Origin of the sequence: Agrococcus sp. UYP10, from assembly GCF_040547205.1 — a bacterium.
GTDB classification, from domain to species: domain Bacteria; phylum Actinomycetota; class Actinomycetes; order Actinomycetales; family Microbacteriaceae; genus Agrococcus; species Agrococcus jenensis.
Genome location: NZ_JBEPPG010000001.1, coordinates 1,087,093 through 1,107,462, shown reverse-complemented (window position 1 = coordinate 1,107,462; position 20,370 = coordinate 1,087,093). Strand labels below are relative to the sequence as shown.

21 protein-coding genes are annotated in these 20,370 nt (G+C 74.1%); 6 read left to right on the top strand and 15 right to left on the bottom strand.

Annotated features, from left to right (window positions below; translation table 11 throughout):
- Nucleotides 1–5: 5 nt before the first annotated feature.
- The 8 genes from ABIB37_RS05495 to idi are packed head-to-tail and all read right to left on the bottom strand — an operon-like array spanning nt 6 to nt 7,110.
- Nucleotides 6–1,487 (bottom strand): SDR family oxidoreductase, encoded by a 1,482-nt coding sequence (locus ABIB37_RS05495; RefSeq protein ID WP_354257744.1) that lies wholly within the window; start codon nt 1,485–1,487, stop codon nt 6–8.
- A complete protein-coding gene (locus ABIB37_RS05490; protein WP_354257741.1) occupies nt 1,484–2,371 on the bottom strand; it encodes a prenyltransferase in 888 nt (295 codons plus the stop codon). The genes ABIB37_RS05495 and ABIB37_RS05490 overlap by 4 nt, the downstream gene beginning before the upstream one ends.
- Entirely contained in the window at nt 2,364–2,735 is a 372-nt protein-coding gene (locus ABIB37_RS05485; RefSeq protein ID WP_354257738.1) for a lycopene cyclase domain-containing protein, read from the bottom strand. The genes ABIB37_RS05490 and ABIB37_RS05485 overlap by 8 nt, the downstream gene beginning before the upstream one ends.
- Nucleotides 2,732–3,064 (bottom strand): lycopene cyclase domain-containing protein, encoded by a 333-nt coding sequence (locus ABIB37_RS05480; protein ID WP_354257735.1) that lies wholly within the window; start codon nt 3,062–3,064, stop codon nt 2,732–2,734. The genes ABIB37_RS05485 and ABIB37_RS05480 overlap by 4 nt, the downstream gene beginning before the upstream one ends.
- Entirely contained in the window at nt 3,061–4,638 is a 1,578-nt protein-coding gene (crtI, locus tag ABIB37_RS05475) for a phytoene desaturase family protein (protein ID WP_354257732.1), read from the bottom strand. Before crtI ends, ABIB37_RS05480 begins: the two co-directional genes overlap by 4 nt.
- Nucleotides 4,635–5,549, bottom strand: a complete 915-nt coding sequence (locus ABIB37_RS05470; RefSeq protein WP_354257729.1) for a phytoene/squalene synthase family protein — start codon at nt 5,547–5,549, stop codon at nt 4,635–4,637. Before ABIB37_RS05470 ends, crtI begins: the two co-directional genes overlap by 4 nt.
- Nucleotides 5,546–6,565: a polyprenyl synthetase family protein gene (locus tag ABIB37_RS05465; protein ID WP_354257727.1), complete on the bottom strand. Its 1,020-nt coding sequence runs from the start codon at nt 6,563–6,565 to the stop codon at nt 5,546–5,548. The genes ABIB37_RS05470 and ABIB37_RS05465 overlap by 4 nt, the downstream gene beginning before the upstream one ends.
- Complete coding sequence (gene idi, locus ABIB37_RS05460) at nt 6,562–7,110, bottom strand: isopentenyl-diphosphate Delta-isomerase (RefSeq protein ID WP_354257724.1); 549 nt, start codon at nt 7,108–7,110, stop codon at nt 6,562–6,564. The genes ABIB37_RS05465 and idi overlap by 4 nt, the downstream gene beginning before the upstream one ends.
- 62 nt (nt 7,111–7,172) lie before the next feature.
- Between idi and ABIB37_RS05455 the strand changes: the two genes are divergently transcribed.
- Nucleotides 7,173–7,742, top strand: a complete 570-nt coding sequence (locus ABIB37_RS05455; RefSeq protein WP_354257721.1) for a MarR family winged helix-turn-helix transcriptional regulator — start codon at nt 7,173–7,175, stop codon at nt 7,740–7,742.
- 4 nt (nt 7,743–7,746) lie between these two features.
- Here the strand turns inward: ABIB37_RS05455 and ABIB37_RS05450 are convergent, their stop codons facing one another.
- Nucleotides 7,747–9,150 (bottom strand): ATP-dependent DNA helicase, encoded by a 1,404-nt coding sequence (locus tag ABIB37_RS05450; RefSeq protein ID WP_354257718.1) that lies wholly within the window; start codon nt 9,148–9,150, stop codon nt 7,747–7,749.
- A gap of 157 nt (nt 9,151–9,307) precedes the next feature.
- On the opposite strand from ABIB37_RS05450, the gene ABIB37_RS05445 reads away from it, so the two are divergent.
- Together ABIB37_RS05445 and ABIB37_RS05440 are read left to right on the top strand one after the other, a co-directional pair.
- Nucleotides 9,308–10,114: a class II glutamine amidotransferase gene (locus ABIB37_RS05445; RefSeq protein ID WP_354257715.1), complete on the top strand. Its 807-nt coding sequence runs from the start codon at nt 9,308–9,310 to the stop codon at nt 10,112–10,114.
- Nucleotides 10,115–10,165: 51 nt separating this feature from the next.
- The gene (locus tag ABIB37_RS05440) at nt 10,166–11,383 is read left to right on the top strand and encodes an aminoglycoside phosphotransferase family protein (protein ID WP_354257713.1); all 1,218 of its coding nucleotides are present in this window, start codon (nt 10,166–10,168) and stop codon (nt 11,381–11,383) included.
- Nucleotides 11,384–11,395: 12 nt separating this feature from the next.
- Here ABIB37_RS05440 and ABIB37_RS05435 read toward each other — a convergent pair whose 3' ends face one another.
- Genes ABIB37_RS05435 through ABIB37_RS05425 form a run of 3 tightly spaced genes read right to left on the bottom strand, consistent with a single transcriptional unit; the run spans nt 11,396 to nt 12,377 of the window.
- A complete protein-coding gene (locus tag ABIB37_RS05435; RefSeq protein ID WP_354257711.1) occupies nt 11,396–11,614 on the bottom strand; it encodes a DUF3618 domain-containing protein in 219 nt (72 codons plus the stop codon).
- Entirely contained in the window at nt 11,611–12,090 is a 480-nt protein-coding gene (locus ABIB37_RS05430; RefSeq protein WP_354257709.1) for a phage holin family protein, read from the bottom strand. The genes ABIB37_RS05435 and ABIB37_RS05430 overlap by 4 nt, the downstream gene beginning before the upstream one ends.
- Nucleotides 12,090–12,377 (bottom strand): hypothetical protein, encoded by a 288-nt coding sequence (locus ABIB37_RS05425; RefSeq protein ID WP_354257707.1) that lies wholly within the window; start codon nt 12,375–12,377, stop codon nt 12,090–12,092. The genes ABIB37_RS05430 and ABIB37_RS05425 overlap by 1 nt, the downstream gene beginning before the upstream one ends.
- Before the next feature lie 270 nt (nt 12,378–12,647).
- Between ABIB37_RS05425 and ABIB37_RS05420 the strand changes: the two genes are divergently transcribed.
- Nucleotides 12,648–12,971, top strand: coding sequence for an ArsR/SmtB family transcription factor (locus ABIB37_RS05420; RefSeq protein WP_354257704.1), 324 nt, complete (start codon nt 12,648–12,650; stop codon nt 12,969–12,971).
- A gap of 4 nt (nt 12,972–12,975) precedes the next feature.
- On the opposite strand, the gene ABIB37_RS05415 is transcribed toward ABIB37_RS05420, so the two are convergent.
- Nucleotides 12,976–14,916 (bottom strand): M13 family metallopeptidase, encoded by a 1,941-nt coding sequence (locus tag ABIB37_RS05415; protein WP_354257702.1) that lies wholly within the window; start codon nt 14,914–14,916, stop codon nt 12,976–12,978.
- Nucleotides 14,917–14,957: 41 nt separating this feature from the next.
- Between ABIB37_RS05415 and ABIB37_RS05410 the strand changes: the two genes are divergently transcribed.
- Together ABIB37_RS05410 and ABIB37_RS05405 are read left to right on the top strand one after the other, a co-directional pair.
- Entirely contained in the window at nt 14,958–16,277 is a 1,320-nt protein-coding gene (locus ABIB37_RS05410) for an MATE family efflux transporter (RefSeq protein WP_354257699.1), read from the top strand.
- A gap of 139 nt (nt 16,278–16,416) precedes the next feature.
- Entirely contained in the window at nt 16,417–17,649 is a 1,233-nt protein-coding gene (locus tag ABIB37_RS05405) for a serine hydrolase domain-containing protein (RefSeq protein ID WP_354257696.1), read from the top strand.
- Here ABIB37_RS05405 and ABIB37_RS05400 read toward each other — a convergent pair whose 3' ends face one another.
- Entirely contained in the window at nt 17,650–19,287 is a 1,638-nt protein-coding gene (locus ABIB37_RS05400) for an ABC transporter permease (protein WP_354257693.1), read from the bottom strand.
- Between the two features lie 2 nt (nt 19,288–19,289).
- Complete coding sequence (locus ABIB37_RS05395; protein WP_354257690.1) at nt 19,290–20,363, bottom strand: ABC transporter ATP-binding protein; 1,074 nt, start codon at nt 20,361–20,363, stop codon at nt 19,290–19,292.
- Between the last annotated feature and the right edge of the window lie 7 nt (nt 20,364–20,370).

Here is a 20,370-nt window from a genome sequence, read left to right as displayed (position 1 = left end):
CGATGCTAGCCGCGAGCGGTGCGCTCGGACGCCTCCGCGACGCCGACCAGCCGGCTCGCCATCGCCTCGAAGATCACGTGGTGCGCGGGGACGAGCGACCACCAGTAGAGGCGGCCGGTGAGGCCGCTCGGCAGGAAGATGGCGCGCTGGCGGTAGTGCGCCCCCTCGCCCTCCGGCGTGACCTCGAACTCGATCCAGGCCCGCCCCGGCACCTTCATCTCGGCGCGCAGCCGCAGCAGCCGGCCGCGGTCGATGCGCTCGACGCGCCACCAGTCGACCGTGTCGCCCTCGCGCAGCCGGTCGGGGTCCCGGCGGCCGCGGCGCAGGCCGACGCCGCCGACGAGCCGGTCCGCGAGGCCGCGAAGGCTCCAGAGCAGCGGCACGGAGTACCAGCCGCGAGCGCCGCCGATCGACTCGACGACCGCCCAGACGGCCGCCGGCGACGCCGAGGTCGTGCGCTCCCGCGCATCCTCGAACACCGTCGTGCCCGACCACCGCGGATCGCTCGGCAGCGGGTCCGAGGGGGCGCCGGCCGCCGACGCGGAGCGCCAGCTCGACTCGATGTCGCCGGAGCGCTCCCGCGCGAGCGCGAGGCGCACGGCCTTGCGGTAGCCGGTGAGGCCGCCCTCGGGCGGCGGGATGACGGCGTCGATGCGCCGCTCCTCGACGACGCAGTCGTGCAGCAGCGAGCCGATCAGCGGGATCGCGATCGCGCGCGGCACCGGGGTCACGAGGTTGACCCACTGGGAGGCGAGCCACGGGGTGAGCACCGGGAGCGGCGCGATCGGCCGCTGCGGCAGCCCGGCCTCGACCGCGTAGCCGTTCATCACCTGGCCGTAGCGCAGCACGTCCGGGCCGCCGATGTCGAAGGTGCCGTGCACGTCGCCGGGCACCGAGGCCGCCTCGACGAGGTAGTGCAGCACATCGCGCACCGCGATCGGCTGCACGAAGTTGCGCACCCAGCGGGGCGCGGGCATGTAGGGCAGCACGTCGGTGAGGTGCCGGATCATCTCGAAGGAGGCGGAGCCCGAGCCGATCACGATGCCCGCCTCGAGCACGATCGTCGGCACGCCGGAGGCCAGCAGCACATCGCCGACCGCGACGCGCGACGCGAGGTGCTTCGACAGGTGCTCGCCCTCGGGGTGCAGCCCCGACAGGTACACGATGCGCTGCACGCCCGCCGCCTTCGCCGCCGCAGCGACGTGCCGGGCCTGGACGAGCTCGGCCTTCGCGAAGTCGCCGCCCGCGCCCATCGCGTGGACGAGGTGGTAGACGACGTCGATGCCCGCCATGACGCGCTGCACGTCGCCGGGCGCCTCCAGGTCGCCGCGGACGATCTCGACCGCACCCGCCCATGCCGCGTCGCGCAGCCGCCCGGGGTCGCGGGCGAGCACGCGCACCGTGTGCCCCGCCTCGACGAGGCGCGGGGCGAGGCGACCGCCGACGTAGCCGGTGGCGCCGGTGACGAGCACGCGACGGCCGCTCATCGCATGCCCATCGCCCACAGGATGCAGACCATCGTCACCACGAAGCCGGCGGCGTAGTTGACCCACAGGAACCGCCGCCAGCCGCGGTTGGCGGCGGCGCTGTCGGCGTCGGTGACGCTCCAGAACGGCGCGGCGAGCGCGATGTAGGGCAGCGCGACGGCAGCCGCGAGCCACGCGGGCCACGGCGTGAGCAGCATGAGCGAGCCGGCCGCCGCCCAGAGCGCGATGGCGAGCCGCACGGTCGTCCGGGCGCCGAGCGCGGTCGCGATCGAGCCGATCCCGGCCTCGCGGTCGGGCACGACGTCCTGCACGGCGCCGAAGGCGTGGCTCGCCATCCCCCAGCAGAAGAAGGCGGCGAGCACCGCGACGAGCTGCGGGCTCCAGTCGGCGCCGGCGAGCACGAGCCCGTAGACGGCGGGGCTGACGAAGTGCGTGCTCGAGGTGACGGAGTCGAGCACTGGCACCTCCTTGAAGCGCAGCCCCTTGGCGGAGTAGGCGACGACCGCGAAGAGGCTGACCGCGAGCACCGCCCACGACGCGGGCCCGCCGAGCGCGATGAGCACGAGCACGAAGGGCGCCGCGAGGCCGACCGACCACGCGAGCGTCGCGCGGTGCGTCGACGGCGGCAGCAGTGCGCCCTCGACGCCGCCCTTCCGGGGGTTGTTCGCGTCGGACTCGTAGTCGAAGACGTCGTTGATGCCGTACATCGCGAGGTTGTACGGCACGAGGAAGAAGAGGGTGCCGATGACGAGCCGCGCGTCGACCTCGCCGGTGGTGAGCAGCATCGCGGCGGCGAACGGGAACGCGGTGTTGATCCAGCTGACCGGCCGGGAGGCGAGCAGCAGGCGGCGGCCGAGGCCGGTCGCGCGATCGACCTCAGGCATCCGCGCGCTCCCCTGCTCCCGCGCTGCCGGGCGCGCGGTCCGCCCAGCTCGCGCGCGCGGCGCGCGACGAGCGGATGCGCGTGGGCAGCAGTCGCCAGAGCGCGACCACGACGAAGAGGGCGATGAGCGCGTAGGCGAGGTCCTCGACGGGGGCAAGGCCCACGCGCGGACCGAGCAGCAGGGCGTCGTCGTAGCGGAACAGGTCGATCGCGATCATGACCGAGTCGAAGGCGATCGTGAGGGCGAGCAGGATCGCGGCGGCGATGGCGAGCGACGCCCAGCTGCGGCGACGCCGCCGGAGCGCGACGACGATCGCGACGAGCGCGGCCGCCAGCAGCGGCGCGAGCAGCAGCGCGTAGGTCACGACGCCTCCCTCGTCCGGCGCGACACGAGCACGCGCTCCGCGCCGGTGAAGGCGACGAGCGCGACGTAGGCGAGGAAGAGCAGGAAGGCCAGCTCCTCGATCGGCAGGTGCGGCAGCACCTCGATGCCTGTCATCCACGGCGACGCTCCGAGCCGGAAGTTGCCGGTCGCGATGGCCGCGAGGTCGAAGCCGACCATCACGAGCGCGGTGAGCACCACCGCCAGCAGGGCGCGCGGGGCGTCGCGGAACAGGGCGAGGCGGTAGCGGGCGTCGAGCGCGCCGGTGCCGAGCGCCGCGACGGCGATCGCACCGAGGTACGCGAGGCTCATCGCGCGCCTTCGGTCGAGGGCGCGAGCGGCTGCAGCGGGCCCGTCGAGCGATCGCCCCGCACGTGCTTCACGACGAGCTCTGCAGAGATCAAGCACATCGGCACCCCGATGCCGGGCACGGTCGTCGAGCCGGCGAGCAGCAGGTCGCGCACCCGCGGGTGCTTCGTCGAGCCGCGCAGGAACGCGCTCTGCCGCAGCGTGTGCGCGGGGCCGAGGGCGGTGCCGCGCCAGGCGTCGAAGTCGGCGGCGAAGTCGGCGGGGCCGACCGTGCGGCGCGTGACGATGCGGCCCGCGAGGTCGTCGACGCCGGCCCACTCGGCGATCTGCGCGATCGCCCGGTCCGCGATGGCCTCGACGGCCGTGTCGCCGGCGCCGTCGACGCCGCCGGCACCGAGGCGCACGTCGGCGGGGACCGGCACGAGCACGAAGAGCGCCTCGTGGCCCGCGGGTGCGACGGAGGGGTCGGTCGCGGAGGTGCGGCTGACGTAGAGCGAGGCGGGATCGGTCACGCCGTCGGCGGGATCGGCGGCAGGCGGCCCGAAGATGCGGCGGAAGCCCTCCTCCCAGTCGCGCGTGAACAGCAGCGTGTGGTGCTCGAGCTCGGGGAGCTGCCCCTCGACGCCGAGCATGACGAGCACGGCGGACGGGCCGGCGACGCCGCGCGCCCAGCGGCGGCGCCCGCGCTCGGCGACGCCCGGCACGTGCGCGAGCAGCTTCGTGTCGGTCGCGTGGCCGTCGGCGGCGGACACGACGAGGTCGGCCTCGAGGCGCTCGCCACCGGCGAGCACGACGCCGCGCGCCGCGCCGTCCTCGACGAGGATGCGCTCGACGCGCGCGCCGGTGCGGAGCGTCGCGCCGGCCTCGGTCGCGAGCCGCGCCAGCGCCTCCACGATCCGGGTGAAGCCGCCCTGCGGGTACCAGACGCCCTCGACGAGGTCGAAGTGGCTCATCAGGTGGTACATCGAAGGCGCGGACCTCGGCTCGGTGCCCAGGAACACGGCCGGGTAGCCGAGCGCCTGCCGCAGCCGGCGATCGCGGAACGAGCGCGCGATGCGCGACTCGAGCGACTCCACGAGCAGCCGGGCGAGGGTCGGGAAGCGCCGCGCGAGCCCCATCCCGGCGAACGCGCGAGGCGAGTCGAACCGGTTGGAGAGCAGGCCGCCGGTCGCGAGCGCCGCGGTCTCGGTCGCCGAGTCGAGGTAGCGGCGCAGGCGCGCGCCGGCACCCGGCTCGATCGCCTCGACGCGCTCGATCGTGGTCGCGAGGTCGCCCGAGATCTCGAGCGCCTCGGACTCGCCCTCGAAGAGCACCCGGTAGGCGGGGTCGAGCCGCACGACGTCGAGCTCGGCATCGAGGCTCGAGCCGAGCATCCGGAACGAGTGCTCGTACGGCTCGCGCATGAGCATCCACGACGGGCCGGTGTCGAACGTGAAGCCCCGCGAGCGCCACACCCCTGCGCGGCCGCCGAGCGCGTCCGACTGCTCGACGAGCGTGACGTCGTGCCCGTCGCGCGCGAGCAGCCCGGCGCTCGCGAGCCCCGCGATGCCGCCGCCGATCACGACGATGCGGCTCATCGGACGGGCTCCGGCCGCGGCATCCGGACGGACGACGCGGAGGCGCGCGCCAGGCCGGCGCCGAGCGCCGCCCGGGCGATGATCGCCGCCTTCTCGCTGCGCGGCACGCTGATGCGCCGCGTCGGCAGCTCGGCAGCCGGGGTCGCCCGGATGCGGCGCGCGAGCGAGGCGAAGAGGTCGTGCGCCGCCGTGACGGCGGGCCGCGCCTCGCGCGGCAGGCTCGGGATCGTGCCGCGCGCGATGCGCAGCTCGCCCTCGAGCCGGTCGAGCACGCGGCCCACGGCCTCGTCGGTGGGATGCGCGGGGTCGAGCCCCGGCAGGTACGTGCGGCCGAGCCCCTGGGCGTCGGCACCGAGGTCGCGCAGGAAGTTGACGACCTGGAAGGCGCTGCCGAGCGCCCGGGCGCCGCGCGCCACCCGCCGAGCCTCAGCGTCGGGCAGGCTGCGGCCGACGGTGAAGCAGCGCACGCACATGATGCCCACCACCTCGGCGGAGCCGTAGACGTACTGCCGCAGCTCGCGGTCGTCGGCGAACGCGACGGGGTCGAGGTCGCGGCGCATGGCGGCGAAGAACGGCGCGGTCTGCCCGCGGTCGATGCCGACCCTGCGGGCCGTCTCGGCGAAGGCGTGGACGACGAGGTCGGCGCTGAAGCCGGTCGCGATCGCGCGCTCGACCTCCTGCTCGAGCCCGTCGAGCACGCGACGGCACGCGGCCACGTCGAGCCCCGACTCCGCGCCCGGGCCGTCGACGATCTCGTCGGCGACGCGGACGAGCGCGTAGACGGTCTGGATGTCGCCGCGCATCGCCGGCGGCAGCAGCCGGCTCGCCATGCCGAACGAGGTCGAGTAGGCGGCGATCACCGCGGAGCTCGCCCGCCGAGCGGTCGCGGTGTAGAGCTCGAGGCCCGTCATCGTCCCCGCTCCGCGCAGCGCCCGACGATCGTGGTGAGCTCGGCCCGCAGGGACGCCTCGATCGGCGCAGCCTCGAGCAGCGCCTTCACGGCCGCGCACTCGGCGTCGATGCGCCGCTCGACCTCCGCGAGCGCCCCGCTGCCGCGCATGACGGCCCGGATGCGCGCCGCGGCGCCCTCGTCTGCCGTCGGGTCGCCGTAGTGGTGCGCGACGCGCGCCCACGCCGGGTCGCGGCTCGCGAGCGCCGAGAGCAGCGTCGGCGCTCCGGCCCGGATGTCGCTGAGCACGCTCTTGCCCGTGACCGCCTCGTCGCCGAAGACGCCGAGCACGTCGTCGCGCAGCTGGTAGAGCACGCCCATCCGCAGGCCGATCGCGCCGAGCTCGGCGATCACGGCCTCGTCGCGACCGCCGAGCACGGCGCCCAGCTCGAGCGGCGCGCGGAAGGAGTAGTCGGCCGTCTTGCCCTCGAGGATGCGGCCGATCGCCGCCTCGTCGGGCACGGCGCCGGCGAAGAGGACGTCGTCGTGCTCGCCCTCCGCCGCCCGCACCATCGCGCGCTCGACGATGTCGGCGAGCCGGATGCGCACGGCCGTCGGCACGTCGAGCCGCGCGAGCGCCGCGATCGCGCGCACGAGCAGGGCATCACCCGCGACGATCGCCGTGGTCATGCCGATGCGCGCGGCGGTCGCGGCGGGGATGCCGGCGGCGATCGCCGTGTCGGCGGCGGCGCGGGACAGGGACGGCTGGCCGCGGCGCTCGTCGTCGGCGTCGATGACGTCGTCGTGGACGAGCAGCGCCGCGTGCAGCAGCTCGACCACCGCGGCGGTCGCGATCACCGCCTCGCGATCGGCGCGCTCACCCGCGGCGGCGACGACGAGCCGCGGGCGCAGCAGCTTGCCGCCCGTGACGGCGTGCTGGGCCGCGACCTGCACCGGGTGCTGCCCCGTCGGGGCTGCGAGCAGCGCGATCCGCTGCTCGACCTCGGCGAGCAGCGTCGGCGTGTCGACGGCGGTCACGGCGCACCCACGAGCGCGGGCAGCTGCTCGGCCTGCAGCACGAGCCAGGGGCTGAACGCCCACGGCGTGGCACGGATGCCCGCGAGCAGCTGGTCGGGCTCGACCCACTGCCACTCGGCCACCTCGGTCGGATCCGGGTCGAGCGCGCCGACGACGCGGCCGACGAAGACGGGGCAGACCTCGTTCTCGACGATGCCGCTCGCGTCGACCGCGCGGTAGGCGAAGTCCGGGAGCGCGAGCTCGAGCTCGCCCACCTCGGCGCCGAGCTCGTGCTGCAGCCGGCGGCGCACGGCCGCCTCCATCGACTCGCCGGGCGCGGGGTGGCCGCAGCAGGAGTTCGTCCACACGCCGGGCCACGCGACCTTCGAGAGCGCGCGACGCGTGACGAGCATGCGCCCGGCGTTGTCGAGCACGTGGCACGAGAACGCCAGGTGTAGCGCGGTCGACGTCGTGTGCACCGTGGCCTTCGGCGCAGAGCCGATCGGCTCGCGTCGCTCGTCGAGGAGGACGACGAGCTCCTGCTCGAGCGGCTCGATGATCGTCATGACCACACCGTAGCAAATAGTGAGCCTACGCAACTATGAGTCTTTCGTCCTACTATGGGCACATGATGCGCCCCGAGGACATCCCCGCCGAGCAGCGAGCGATGCTCGACCCCCGGCGCCTCGACGCATCGGCCGAGCTGGTGACCGAGCTCGGGATGAGCGACGCCGACGTCGAGGAGGTCATGGACCTCTTCCACGCGCTGCGGCGCTGGCACCAGGCGTCCGAGGCGCACAGCGAGGCCACCCGGCGCTTCATGAAGCTCAACGAGAACGACATGCGCGCGGTCCGCTTCCTCATGGTCGCCCGTCGCGAGGGGCGCATCGTGACCTCGACGATGCTCGCCGAGCACCTCGGGATCACCGGGCCGTCGGTGACGAAGCTGCTCGACCGCCTCGAGCACGCCGGGCACATCCGCCGCGAGGCGCATCCGACCGATCGCCGCGCGCTCTCGATCGTCGTCACCGACGAGACGCGGGAGACCGCGACGGCGTCGGTCGGCAGGGACCACACGCGCCGCTTCGCGGTGGCCGCTGCGATGACGAGCGAGGAGCGGCGGGCGGCGACCCGGTTCCTGCGGGAGCTCGCGGCGCTGCCGGTGATGGACCACAGCGCCCCTCCCGTGGCGCGCTGAGCCGCTAGAAGGGCGGCGGCGCGTCGGAGGCGAAGGCGTCGACGCGGTCGCGCCGATCCTCCTCGGCAGCCGTCTCCGCGGGCGCGGCATCGCGCGCCGGCTCCCGGCGCAGGTCGTCGCGCGCCGCGCGCGCGGCGTCGCGCTCGCGCACCTCGTGGATGAAGCGGCGCACCCGCTGGTCGACGATGATGTCGGCGGGCCGCAGCGGCCGCGTGAGGTAGAGGCCCTCGAGCGACGTGAGCCGCGACAGCGCCACGTAGGTCTGGCCGGGCGCGAACGCGCGGGTGCCGAGGTCGACGACCGCCCGATCGAAGGTCTTGCCCTGCGACTTGTGGATCGTGACCGCCCACGCGAGCCGCAGCGGGAACTGCGTGAACTCGGCCACCACGTTGCGCTTGATCTCCTTCGTGGTCGGCGAGTAGGAGTAGCGGTACTGCTCCCACACCGCCGGCTCCACCTCGTGCTGCTGGCCGTCGACCTCGACCCAGACGGTGCCGCCGATGTCGACGACCTTGCCGAGCGAGCCGTTGACCCAGCGCCCCTCCGCGTCGTTGCGCAGGAACATCACCTGCGCGCCGAGCTTGATCTGCAGCTCGGCGTCGGCCGGGTACTGCCGGCCGCCGAAGTCGCCGGAGATCTCGGCCATCGCCGTCTTGTGCCTGCCGGGGAGGCGCGCGAGCTCGCGCGCGTTGATGCGGTTGACGGTGTCGTTGCGGGTCGCGAGCGTGAGCACGTCGTCGCCGGGCGGCGTGCGCGCGCCGGCGTCGTTGAGCAGCTGCGCGATGTCGGCGGTCACGGTGCCGTGCCGCACCGCGTTGAGCGCCTGCTTGAACTCCAGGTCGGTCTGGCGGTGGATGTGCACGAGCTCGACCACGGTGAGATCGCACTCCTCGCGCCACACGCGCGCGTCGAAGAACCACATCGACTCGTAGTGGTCGGCGAAGTAGGCGCGCTCCTCGGCATCACCCGGCACCGGCGCGAGCTGGTAGGGGTCGCCGAACATCACGACCTGCACGCCGCCGAACGGCACGGATCGCACCCCGCGGGCCTGGCGCAGCGACCGGTCGATCGCATCCATGAGGTCGGCGTTCACCATCGAGATCTCGTCGATGACGAGTAGGTCGAGCTTGCCGAGCATGCGCTTGAGCTCGGCGCTCTGCCGCAGCGGCGCGTCGGCGATCACGCCGAGCGGCAGCTTCAGCAGCGAGTGGATCGTCTGGCCGCCCACGTTGAGCGCGGCGACACCGGTCGGCGCGCACACGATGATCTGCTTCTTCGAGTGCTCGGTCAGGTGGCGCAGCAGCGTCGACTTGCCCGTGCCAGCGCGGCCGGTGATGAACAGGTGGCCGTCGCCGTCCTCGATGGATGCGAAGATCGCCAGCTGCTCCGGGGTGAGCTCGACGGTCATCCCACCATCCTCCCGCATCGGCGCGCGACAGCCGGGAGCGCCGCCGCGCGGCTGTGGGTCGGCGCCTCGGCTCGCCCTGTGTGACCGAGTGTGACGACGCATCCGACATCGGCGCGCAGGATGCGAGAGGATGGAGGGGACGGAGAGGGGGAAGACCATGTGCAGACTGCTGGCGCACGTCTCCCCCGCCCCTGCCACGACGAAGGACGTGATCGGCGCTCGCGCCGCCGTGGAGTGGCAGCGGCTCGGCCGACTGCACACCGACGGCTGGGGCACCGCGTGGCTCGACGGCGACGCCGTGCGCCGCTACCGCGACCCCGTGCGCGGCCTCGACAACCCCGACCTCACCGACGCGCTCGGCGACACGCCATCGCGCGCTCGCCTCACGCACCTGCGCCTCGCGACCGAGGGCTTCGCGAGCCGGGTGCAGAACACCCACCCGTTCCGCGTCGACGAGATCGTGCTCGCGCACAACGGCTCGGTGACGCCCTTCGCCCGGCTGCGGGCGAAGGTGACGGACGAGGAGCTCGCCCGCGTGGGCGGCGAGACCGACACCGCGGTGGTCTTCGCGCTCATCCTGCGCCGGCACGACGCCGGCGAGCCGCTGTTCGACGCCGTCACCGCGACGGTGACCGAGCTGCGGCGCGAGTTCCCCACCTCGGCGCTCAACCTGCTGGTGCTCTCGCCCCGCGAGCTCATCGCGGTGCACGCCAACCAAGGCGCGCCGATCCCCCACGAGCTGTTCGAGGAGTCGGGGCTCGGCGACGACCTGCCGGCCGGCCACGTCGACCACTACTACCAGCTCTCCTGGCGTCGCTCGGAGGACGGCTCGATCGCCGTGACCTCGAGCGGGCTGACGGGCGACGGCTGGAACCGCATGGCGCCGGAGACGGCGGTGCGCGTCGACCTCGCCGAGCTCACCGTCGACCGCCGCGAGCTTCGCGCGGTCGAGGCCGCCGCCTAGGAGCCGCCGATCGCGGCGGTCGAGCACGTCGCGCTCATCCACCGCGGCGTCGTGCTCGTGGACGGGACGGGTGCGCTGCCGGTGCTGCCCGACCTGCAGGCGGACCACGACGGCCATGCGCTCGCCGACGTCCTCGCCCTGGTCGGCGGCGACATCCCGCTCGCACCGACCGCGAGGCTCGCCGACGGCGGCTTCGTGCACCTCGTGGGCATGCGCGGCGGCGCACCCGACGGCGCCTTCGTCGCACCCGACGCTCTCGCGGACCCCGGCCACGCCGCCGTGGTGGCGCACGCGATCGCCGAGCTCGACCCCGGGCGGTCGCCGGCGCTGCGGCCCGCCTGGTTCCGCCCGGGATGGTTCGACCTCGTCGAGGCGTGGATCGACGCCGTCCTCGCGCCGAGCGGGCGGCGACGCACGGGACCGGTCGAGCCGTTCCGGCTGTGGAGCATCTCTGCCGTCGTGCGCGTGCCGACCGACGACGGCGAGCTGTGGTGCAAGGCCTCCTGCGAGCACTTCCGGCGCGAGGCGAGCATCCACGCCGCGGTCGAGCGCCTGCTGCCCGACCTCGTGCCGCGGCTCGTCGCGATCGAGCGCGACGAGGGCTGGCTGCTCATGGAGCCGATGGCCGGCACCGAGCCGGGTGCGCAGGCGGCGGGCACCGCGGTGGAGGTCGCCCAGCGGTGGGCGGCCGCGCAGCTCGACGCGATCGAGCACGTGCCCGCGCTGCTGGCTGCGGGCCTCGAGCACCGGGGCGCCGACGAGACGATCGCAGCCTTCCTGCGCCTCCTCGCCTCGAGCGCCGAGCTCGCGCTGCTCACGGATGCGGAGCTGGCCGACGTCCGCGCGTCGGCCGACCGCGCGGTCGCGCTGACGCGCGCGTGCTGGGAGGCCGGCGTCCCCGAGACCCTCGCGCACGGCGACCTGCACCTGGGCAACGTCGCCTGGGACGGCCGCGCGCTGCGCATCTTCGACTGGACCGACGGCTGCGTGAGCCACCCGTTCCTGGACGCGACGCACCTCACGCGGTTCGCGGACGACGCATCCGCATCGGCTGCGGAGGCGGTCTACGCCGCGGTCTGGCGCGCCGCGCATCCGGACGTCGACGTCGACCGCGCGCTGCGCCTCGCCCCGCTCGCCGACCTGGTGTTCCAGACCGTCACCTTCGAGGCGATCGCCGCGGCGACGGAGCAGCAGTCGGCCTGGGAGCTCGGCGGCGTGGTCGCGCGCAACCTGCGGCTCCTCCCCGGCCTGGTGGCCGAGGTCGGCTGACGGCGCGGGCTGCTACTTGCGGCCGAAGATCGCGAGGGCGATGCCGCCCAGCACGAGCACGGCGACACCGGCAGCGCCGGCGATCCAGGGCGTGGGGTCCTCGTTGTAGGAGTCCTGGGCCTTGCCCACCACGCGGTCCGCGACCTTCTTGGGGTTGACGCGGTCCTCGATCTCGTTGAGGTGCTGGCGCAGCTCCTCGCGCTTGCGGTCGATCTCGCGCTGGTCGGTCATCGCACGTCTCCGTTCGTCCTGGGCGCCGCGACCGTCGCCCCGGTCCCCGACGGCGCGGGCAGGTCGTCGAGCGGGTTCGTGCCATCGGCCGCGTGGCCGAGCCCGCGCACCATGTTCACGTCGTCCTTGATGCTGTCGACGGCCTCGAGGTCGTCGAAGTCCTTGTTCTTCTTGATCGAGCCGAGGCCCGCGAGCGCCAGGATCGCGACCACGACGAGCAGCACCGCCGAGACGATGAGCGCCGAGAGCCAGGGCGCGAAGACGACGTTGAGGCCCTCGAACCCGGCGTAGATGAGCCAGGAGAAGAGGAAGATCGCGAAGAAGCCGGCGGCGGCGAGCAGCGCGGCGCCCACGCCGAGGCCCTTGGCCTTCTCGGACAGCTCGCCCTTCAGGTGCGCGATCTCGGCCTTGACGAGGTCGACGATGAGCTGCGGCGTCTCGGACAGGAGATCGCCGAGCGACTTGCGCTGGACCATCAGACGTCCTCGGGGCGCGCGATCTCAGAGCCGTGGTCGCCGCGGCGGCCCTTGCGCTTCGTCACCTTGCCGATGGCGTCGCCGGCCGCGTCGGTCGCGGTCTCGACGAGCTTGGGCGCCTTCGTCTCGACGAAGTGCTGCACGTCGTGGCGCTGCTTCTTGACGCTAGGCGAGTTCCACACCTTGTCGGCGGTGCTCGCGATCTGCTCGTACCGCTGCCGTCCGGCCTTCGCTCCGAGCACGTAGCCCGCGCCGAGGCCGATCACGAAGAGGATCCTGCCGCGCATGTTCGCTCCTGACGTTCGGGGGCCAGCTGTGCTGGACCTGGTCGCCCCAACGATACCCACGCGAGACCGCGGCGCGCTCCCAGGTTCGCCCCCCGCCGCTGCGGTGCGGGGCGGGCGCGCGGCCCGCCCCGCATGCTTCAGCAGCAGCCGTCGCCGCAGCACTCGCGGCGAGCCTCAGCCAGGATCTGCTCGTCCATCGCGCACCTCCTCTCATCGATGTCCATCGATGTCTACCACATCGATGCGCATCGATATGAGAGGATGTGCGACATGCCCGCCGACGTCTGCTGCACACCAGGAGGACCCGCGCTCGAGCGCGCCGAGGCCGAGGCGCTCGCCGCGCGCCTCAAGGCGGTCGCCGACCCCTCCCGACTGCGGATGCTGTCGATGCTCGCGGCCACGGACGGCGAGATCTGCGTGTGCGACCTCGCCGAGGCCATCGAGGTGTCGCAGCCCACGGCATCCCACCACGCCAAGGTGCTCGCCGCCGCGGGGCTCGTCGAGCGCGAGCAGCGCGGACGCTGGGCCTACTTCCGCGTCGTGCCGGGCGCGCTCGACGAGCTCGGCGCGCTGCTGCGCTCGCCGGGGGCCTGACCCGTCACCAGATCGTGACGCGCGCCGCCGGGTCGAGCCACAGGCCGTCGCCCGGACGCACGTCGAAGGCCTCGACGAACGCGCCGAGGTTCTTCACCACCTGGTTCGTGCGGTGCTCGTTCGGCGAGTGCGGGTCGAGCGACGCGAGCCGGATGGCCTCCTCGGTGCGGATCTTCAGCTGCCAGGCGTACGCCCACGACAGGAAGAAGCGCTGGGCGCCGGTGTAGCCGTCGATGACCGGCGCCTCCTCCCCGCCGAGCGACGCGACGTAGGCCTTCCACGCGATGCCGAGCCCGCCCAGGTCGCCGATGTTCTCGCCGATCGTGAGCGCGCCGTTCACCGTGGTGCCAGGGGCCGCGGCCGGCTCGAGCGCGTCGTACTGCGCGATGAGCGATCCGGTGCGCTCCTCGAAGGCGGCCCGGTCGTCGTCGGTCCACCAGTCGGACAGCCGGCCCTCGCCGTCGTACTTCGAGCCCTGGTCGTCGAAGCCGTGGCCGATCTCGTGGCCGATGACGGCGCCGATCGCGCCGAAGTTCGACGCGGCGTCGCGCCCAGCGTCGAAGAACGGCGGCTGCAGGATCGCGGCGGGGAAGACGATCTCGTTGAAGCCCGGGTTGTAGTAGGCGTTCACCGTCTGCGGGTTCATGAACCACTCGTCGCGGTCGATCGGCCTGCCGATCTTCGCGAGCTCCCGGTCGTGCTCGAACCGGGTCGCCGCCTGCACGTTGGCGACGAGGTCGTCGCCGATCTCGAGCGAACCGTAGTCGCGCCAGCGGGCGGGGTAGCCGATCTTCGGCGTGAACTGCTCGAGCTTCTCGAGGGCTCGCGCCCTGGTGCCCTCGCTCATCCACTCGAGCGCCGCGATCGACTCGCGGTAGGCGCCCACGAGGTGCTCGATGAGCACGTCCATCGCGGCCTTCGCGTGCGGCGGGAAGTGCCGCTCGACGTAGATCTTGCCGACTGCGTCGCCGAGCAGACCCTCGACGAGCGAGACCCCGCGCTTCCAGCGCTCGCGCTGCACGCTCGCGCCGGTCAGCACCGTGCCGTAGAACGCGAACTGGTCGCGCGAGATCTGCGTCGACAGGTAGGAGGCGAACGCGTGCATGATGCTCATCCGGAGCCACGCCTTCCACTCGTCGAGCCGCTCCTCCACGAGCATCGTCGCGAGCCCCTCGAAGTAGCTCGGCTGTCGCACGACCACCTCGTCGAAGACGCCTTCCGGTGCGCGGATCGCCCGCAGCCACGGCTGCAGGCGCGGGTGCGCCTCCGCGGGCCGCTGCAGGTTGTAGGTCTTCTCGTCGTCGCGGGAGGCGACGCGGTCCCAGTGGTGGGTCGCGAGCTCGGTCTCGAGCGCGAACACCGTCGCGGCCTCCGCCTCCGGGTGCTCCGCGCCGAGGTGGCCGAACATCGTCGTCAGGTGGGTCAGGTAGGCCTCGCGCACCTCTGCGAAGCCCTCCTCGCGGTAGTACGACTCGTCGGGCATGCCGAGGCCGCCCTGGCTCATCTGCACGATGTAGCGCCCGGGGTCGCCGGGGTCGGTGTCGACCCACTGGCCGGCGATGCTCGGGCCGCCGATGGCCTCGAGGTCGCCGATGAGGGCGAGCAGGCCATCGACGTCGGTCACCTGCTCGACGCGCTCGAGCAGCGGCCGGATCGGATCGATGCCCTTCGCGTCCGCCGCCGCCTCGTCGAGGAACGAGGCGTAGAGATCGCCGACCTTGCGCGCGTCGGTGCCCGGCTCGGCCTCCTGCATCTCGATCACGATCTCGCGCACGGCTCGCTCCGCCTCCTCCGCCAGCACGGCGAACGAGCCCCAGCGCGCCTTGTCGTCGGGGATCTCGGTGCGCTCGAGCCAGCGCTCGTGAACGTGGAGGAAGAGGTCGTCCTGCGGCCGGATGCGGTCGCTGAAGTCGTCGACGGGGAGGCCGGAGGGCAGGGTGGTCATGCCGCCAGCCTAGGGCGAGCGCGCCCCGCTAGCGTTGGCGGGTGCGGAGGCGGGCGGATGCGCTGGATCGGGAGATCCTCGCCCTCGCCGTCCCCGCGCTCGGGGCGCTCGTGGCCGAGCCCGCGTTCCTGCTCGTCGACACCGCGCTCGTCGGCCACCTGGGGGCGGAGGAGCTCGCGGGCGTCGGCATCGGCGTCGCGGTGCTCTCGACCGTCGTCGGGCTGCTGATCTTCCTCGCGTACGGCACCACGCCCGCGGTCGCGCGGCTGCTCGGCGCGGGCGACCGGCCGGGCGCGATCCGCGCCGGCATCGACGGCATCTGGCTCGCGATCGTCGCCGGCGTCGCGCTGCTCGCGACCGCCCCGCTCGCGGGCCCGGTCGTCGCGCTCTTCGGCGCCGCATCCGCCGTCACCGAGCACGCCGCGGTGTACCTCGGCATCTCGATCCTCGGCCTGCCGGCGATGCTCATCGTGCTCGCCGCGACCGGTCTGCTGCGCGGGCTGCAGGACACCCGCACGCCGCTCGTCGTCGCCGCGATCGGCTTCGCGGCGAACGCGGCGCTCAACGTCGCCCTCATCTACGGCGCCGGGCTCGGCGTCGCGGGGAGCGCGCTCGGCACCGTGATCGCGCAGTGGGGCATGGCCGCGTTCTTCGTCTGGTCCGCGGTGCGCGCCGCGATCCGGGAACGCGTGCCGCTCGGCATCCGGTGGGGCGACCTCGGGCGCACCGCGTCGACCGGCGGCTGGCTCTTCGTCCGCACGCTCTCGCTCCGCGCGGCCTTGCTCGCCACCACCGCGGTCGCGACGCAGGCGGGCACGACGGCGCTCGCCGCGACGCAGATCGCGTTCACCCTCTTCTCGACGCTCGCCTTCGCCCTCGACGCGCTCGCGATCGCCGGGCAGGCGATGGTGGGCAAGGCGCTCGGCGCGCACGACGGCGCGCAGGCACGCGCGGTGACACGACGGCTGCAGCGCTGGGGCGTGGGCTTCGGATGCGTCGTCGGCGCGCTGCTGCTCTCGGTCGCCTGGGTGCTCGGCGGCGTCTTCACGACCGACGCCGACGTGCGCTCGGCGCTGCCGGTCGCGCTCGTGCTGCTCGCGCTCGCGCAGCCGATCGCGGGCTTCGTCTTCGTGCTCGACGGCGTGCTGATCGGCGCCGGCGACGCCCGCTACCTCGCCTGGACCGGCATCGTGAACCTCGCGGCGTACCTGCCGCTGCTGCTGCTCGCGCTCGTCACGGGCTGGGATGCGCTCGCCGTCATCTGGGCGGCGTTCTCGTTCGGCTACCTGGGCGCGCGCGCCATCACGCTCGGGCTCCGCGCCCGCTCCGACGCGTGGCTGCGCCTCGGCGCGGTGCGCTGAACCCGCGCCTCCGTCGCGCGGCCGAGCGGTGTCCGTCGGGCGGCGGATGCGCCACCGCGCGCTCCCTGCAACGGTGGACGGGTCGGCGCGAGGTGCCAGCACCCCGATCGAGCCGGCCCCGATCGAGGAGGAGACACGCATGCGAGCCCGACACGTCCTGACCACCGCCGCAGCCATCGCCGCCGTGACGGCACTGACGGCCGCGAGCGCCGCGCCCGTCGCACCGACCGCGCCTGACGAGGCGGCGCTCCACCAGCAGCTGTGGTCGGCGCCCGCCGCCCCGGCAGCCGCCGCCGCACAGCGATCGGCGCCCTCCGCCGCCGGCGAGACCCACGCCCAGCTCGACGCCGCGGTCGAGGCGCTCGTCGCCGATGGCGCGATCGGCGTGACCGCACGCGTCGAGGTCGGCCGTCGTGCCTGGGCAGATGCGGCGGGCACGCGCGGGCTCGACCGGAACCCTCCGGCGCTGCCGCACAGCCCGTTCCGCGCCGCGAGCAACACGAAGATGATGATCGCCGCGCTCGTGCTGCAGGAGGTCGCGGCGGGCACGTGGACCCTCGATACCCGGATCGACGACGTCGTGCCCGGCATCTTCCCCGGCCACCCGGAGGTCACGCTGCGGCAGCTGCTCAGCCACACCGCCGGCACGCCGTACGGCACCGACGCGCTGCTGCTCGGGCACGTCGCGGACCCGACCTCGATCGAGCAGACCATCGCCGCGCTCGGCGAGCACTACCCGGACGAGGAGCACCTCGCGGCGGCGAACGCCGGCACGTGGACGGAGCCGGGCGGCTTCGTCTACTCCAACGTCGGCTACGTCGCGCTCGGGGTGGCGCTCGAGGCCGCCACGGGCGAGGCGGTCGGCGACCTGCTGCGCGACCGCATCTGGCGACCGCTCGGCATGCGCGCCACGAGCTACCCCGACGCTCCGGGGATGCGCGGCAACGCCCTGCAGGAGGCGCTGTGGGACGGCGCCGCCTGGCACGACCTCCGGCACTTCGACCCCACGTTCTTCTCGCACGCCGGCGCGGTCGTGACCACGACGGAGGACCTCGCGACCTTCACCGAGGCCCTCGTGACCGGCCGTGTGGTGCCGGCCGAGCTGCTCGACGTCATGCTCGAGCCGGTGAGCGAGGCACCCCTCGCCTACGGGCTCGGCGTCTACCGCGTCCCGGACCCGTGCGAGCCGGGCGCCTGGATGTACGGCCACGACGGCGGCGCCATGGGCACGGTCAGCGTCGCCTACACCTCCGCCGACGGGGAGCGCCAGGTGTCGTTCGGCGTGACGGGGCGCGACAGCTCCGGGTCGCCGACGCCGCTCTACGACCTGAACGCGCTGCTCGTGCCGATGCTGCTCGCGACCTGCGGCTAGTCAGACGAGGGCGTCGCGGCGGCGGAAGCGCAGCACCGACGCGGCGAGCAGCACCGCCGCGACGCCCAGCAGCCACCAGCTGCCGGTCCAGTCGGGATCAGCGGCGAGCGGGTTCGCGACCCAGTGGAACGGGCTGATGTTCTCGATCCACGCCCACGCGTCGCCGAAGAGCGGCGCGAACTCCCCCACGAGCATGAGCCCCACGAGCAGCACCCAGCCGAGCCACGCGACCGTCGACGGCAGGAAGGCGACGAGCGCCGCGCCGACGGCGAGGTAGATCGCGACGAGCGGCAGGTGCGTGACGGCGATGTCGACGAGCTGCCGCCAGCGGTCGTCGTCGCTCGCGGCGAGCGACGCGCCGGTCACCACGGTGAAGCCCGCGAGCGTCGTGAGCGCCGCGAGCGCCCCGAGCAGCAGGTGACTGCCCAGCCACCCGGATCGCCGCACCGGCGTCGCGAGCAGCAGCTCGCCGTGCGCCTGCTCCTCGTGCCGCAGCCGCAGCACCGCCTGCATCGCGGCGGCGCACGCGATCACGCCCAGGATGCCGGCCAGCGCCGTGATGAACGTGCCCTCCGCGTCGCCGCTGCCCTCCTCGCCGAGCCGAGCCACGATCGCGCCGAGCGCCGGGTTGTCGTAGAGCGCGGTCGCGATGACCGGCGCGAGGCGACCCGCCATCACGCCGAGCACGAGGCCGACGACGGTCCAGCCCACGGTCGCGCCGAGCAGCAGCCGCCCGGTGAGCCCGACGGGCGCACCGCCCGGGTGCCAGCCGAGCAGGGCGCTGCCGGCGCCCCGCCCCGGCCGCTCCGGCAGCAGCGAGCGGCCCAGCTCCCGCCGTGCCTCGAGCACCACCACGACCGCGCAGAGCACGACGGCGGCCGCGACGAAGAGCAGCAGCGGCGTGCCGTCGGGCGCCCACGGCTCGTCGGCGTACGGATGCGCCAGCGCGCCCCAGCCGATCGGCGACGCCCAGCTGAGCCACGCGGACTCGACGCGCGTGAGGTCGGCGCTCGGCTCGCCCAGCGCGTCCCCGATGCCGCGCACGAAGAACCACACGCCGACGACGATCGCCGCCGCGCCGTTCGCGGCGCGCGAGGTCGGGAAGACCTGCCCGGCCAACAGCCCGACGAGCATCGCGGCCACCCCGACGCCCGCGAGCGCCACCGCCAGCAGCAGCGAGCCGAGCGGCGGCAGGCCGAGCGCCACGGATGCCGCGAGGGTGACGCCGCACACGAGGGCCAGCTCGATCGCGCCGGCGAGCAGCGTCGCGACGAGCGGCGCCCAGCGCCCGACCGCGGTGCCGCGGACGAGCTCCGCGCGCCCCGCGTCCTCGTCGCCGCGCGAGTGCCGCACCGCGAAGAACGTCATCATGAACGCCACCATCACAGCGAGGTACGAGTAGGTCGACACGAACATGACCGCGCCGAGGCCGGTGCCGGCCGGCGCCCCGCGCGCGAGCAGCAGCGCCGGCTGCGCCGACAGCAGCGCGACGAGCCCCCGCCTGGCCGACTCGTCGAACGCCGCGCCGACGCCGCCGACGCCCGCAGCCCAGAGGCCCGCGATGCCCACCACCCAGAGCACGACGACGAGGCGGTCGCGCCGCAGCGCCGCCGCGAGCAGCAGTCCGGTGCCGGTCACGCTCACCTCGAGTGGCGGCCGTGCCCGGTCGGATGCGCGGGCGCGGCGGCCGCGCCGGCATCGTCGACCGCACCGGCATCCTCGACGGCGCGCACATCCTCGGCCGGACCGGGCGCCTCGACGACCGCCGACGCATCCGCGTGCCGATCGCCGATCGCGCGCTCCGCGCGTGCCCGGTCGACCCGCGGCTCGTCGCCGTAGTGGCGGAGGAAGAGCTCCTCGAGGCTCGGCGGCGTGAGCGTGACGCTCTGCGCCCGGCGCTCGCCGAGCCAGCGCAGCACAGCGGGCACGTCCTCCCCCGCGATCGAGCCGCGCACGCGCTCGCCGTCGATCGAGACGTCGGCGATCGGCACGCCCTCCGGCGCAGGTCCCCGGTAGGCCACCACGGTGTGCTGGAGGTGCCGCAGCTCGTCGAGCGTGCCGGACTCGACGATCGAGCCGTCGCGGATGATCGACACCCGGGAGCAGAGCCGCTCGACCTCGCTCAGGATGTGGCTCGAGAGCAGCACGGTCGCGCCGCGGTCGGCGATCCGCCGCACCTCCGCCTGGAAGACGCTCTCCATGAGCGGGTCGAGCCCGCTCGTCGGCTCGTCGAGGATGTAGAGATCGGCCTCGCTCGCGAAGGCCGCGATGAGCGCGACCTTCTGCCGGTTGCCCTTCGAGTAGGTCTTGGCCCTCCTGCGCGGGTCGAAGTCGAAGGCGCTGATGAGCCGGGCCCGATCCGCGGCCGGCGCCCGGTGGCCTCGCAGCCGCGTGATCGTGTCGATCGCCTCGCCGCCCGTCAGGGTCGGCCAGAGGGTCACGTCGCCCGGCACGTACGCGACCCGACGGTGGATCGCCACGGTGTCGTGCCAGGGGTCCATGCCGAGCACGCGCGCCTCGCCGCCGCTCGCGCGCAGCATCCCGAGCAGCACCCGGATGGCCGTCGACTTGCCGGCGCCGTTGGGCCCGAGGAAGCCGTGCACATCGCCCCGCTCGACGACGAGGTCGAGCCCGTCGAGCGCTCGCACGCGCCCGAACCGCTTGTCGAGACCCGAGGTCCGGATGACGGGGGTCTCGATGACCGTGCCTGCCACGATGCCG

Coding starts and splice junctions, on each gene's coding strand:
- ABIB37_RS05435 (WP_354257711.1), bottom strand. CDS start 11,614: ATGACCGACCAGCGCGAGATCGACCGCAAGCGCGAGGAGCTGCGCCAG.
- ABIB37_RS05480 (WP_354257735.1), bottom strand. CDS start 3,064: ATGAGCCTCGCGTACCTCGGTGCGATCGCCGTCGCGGCGCTCGGCACC.
- crtI (WP_354257732.1), bottom strand. CDS start 4,638: ATGAGCCGCATCGTCGTGATCGGCGGCGGCATCGCGGGGCTCGCGAGC.
- ABIB37_RS05450 (WP_354257718.1), bottom strand. CDS start 9,150: ATGACCGTCGAGCTCACCCCGGAGCAGCTGGCGATCTTCGCATCCATC.
- ABIB37_RS05445 (WP_354257715.1), top strand. CDS start 9,308: ATGTGCAGACTGCTGGCGCACGTCTCCCCCGCCCCTGCCACGACGAAG.
- ABIB37_RS05495 (WP_354257744.1), bottom strand. CDS start 1,487: ATGAGCGGCCGTCGCGTGCTCGTCACCGGCGCCACCGGCTACGTCGGC.
- ABIB37_RS05425 (WP_354257707.1), bottom strand. CDS start 12,377: ATGCGCGGCAGGATCCTCTTCGTGATCGGCCTCGGCGCGGGCTACGTG.
- ABIB37_RS05470 (WP_354257729.1), bottom strand. CDS start 5,549: ATGACGGGCCTCGAGCTCTACACCGCGACCGCTCGGCGGGCGAGCTCC.
- ABIB37_RS05420 (WP_354257704.1), top strand. CDS start 12,648: ATGCCCGCCGACGTCTGCTGCACACCAGGAGGACCCGCGCTCGAGCGC.
- ABIB37_RS05415 (WP_354257702.1), bottom strand. CDS start 14,916: ATGACCACCCTGCCCTCCGGCCTCCCCGTCGACGACTTCAGCGACCGC.
- ABIB37_RS05430 (WP_354257709.1), bottom strand. CDS start 12,090: ATGGTCCAGCGCAAGTCGCTCGGCGATCTCCTGTCCGAGACGCCGCAG.
- ABIB37_RS05490 (WP_354257741.1), bottom strand. CDS start 2,371: ATGCCTGAGGTCGATCGCGCGACCGGCCTCGGCCGCCGCCTGCTGCTC.
- idi (WP_354257724.1), bottom strand. CDS start 7,110: ATGACGATCATCGAGCCGCTCGAGCAGGAGCTCGTCGTCCTCCTCGAC.
- ABIB37_RS05455 (WP_354257721.1), top strand. CDS start 7,173: ATGATGCGCCCCGAGGACATCCCCGCCGAGCAGCGAGCGATGCTCGAC.
- ABIB37_RS05405 (WP_354257696.1), top strand. CDS start 16,417: ATGCGAGCCCGACACGTCCTGACCACCGCCGCAGCCATCGCCGCCGTG.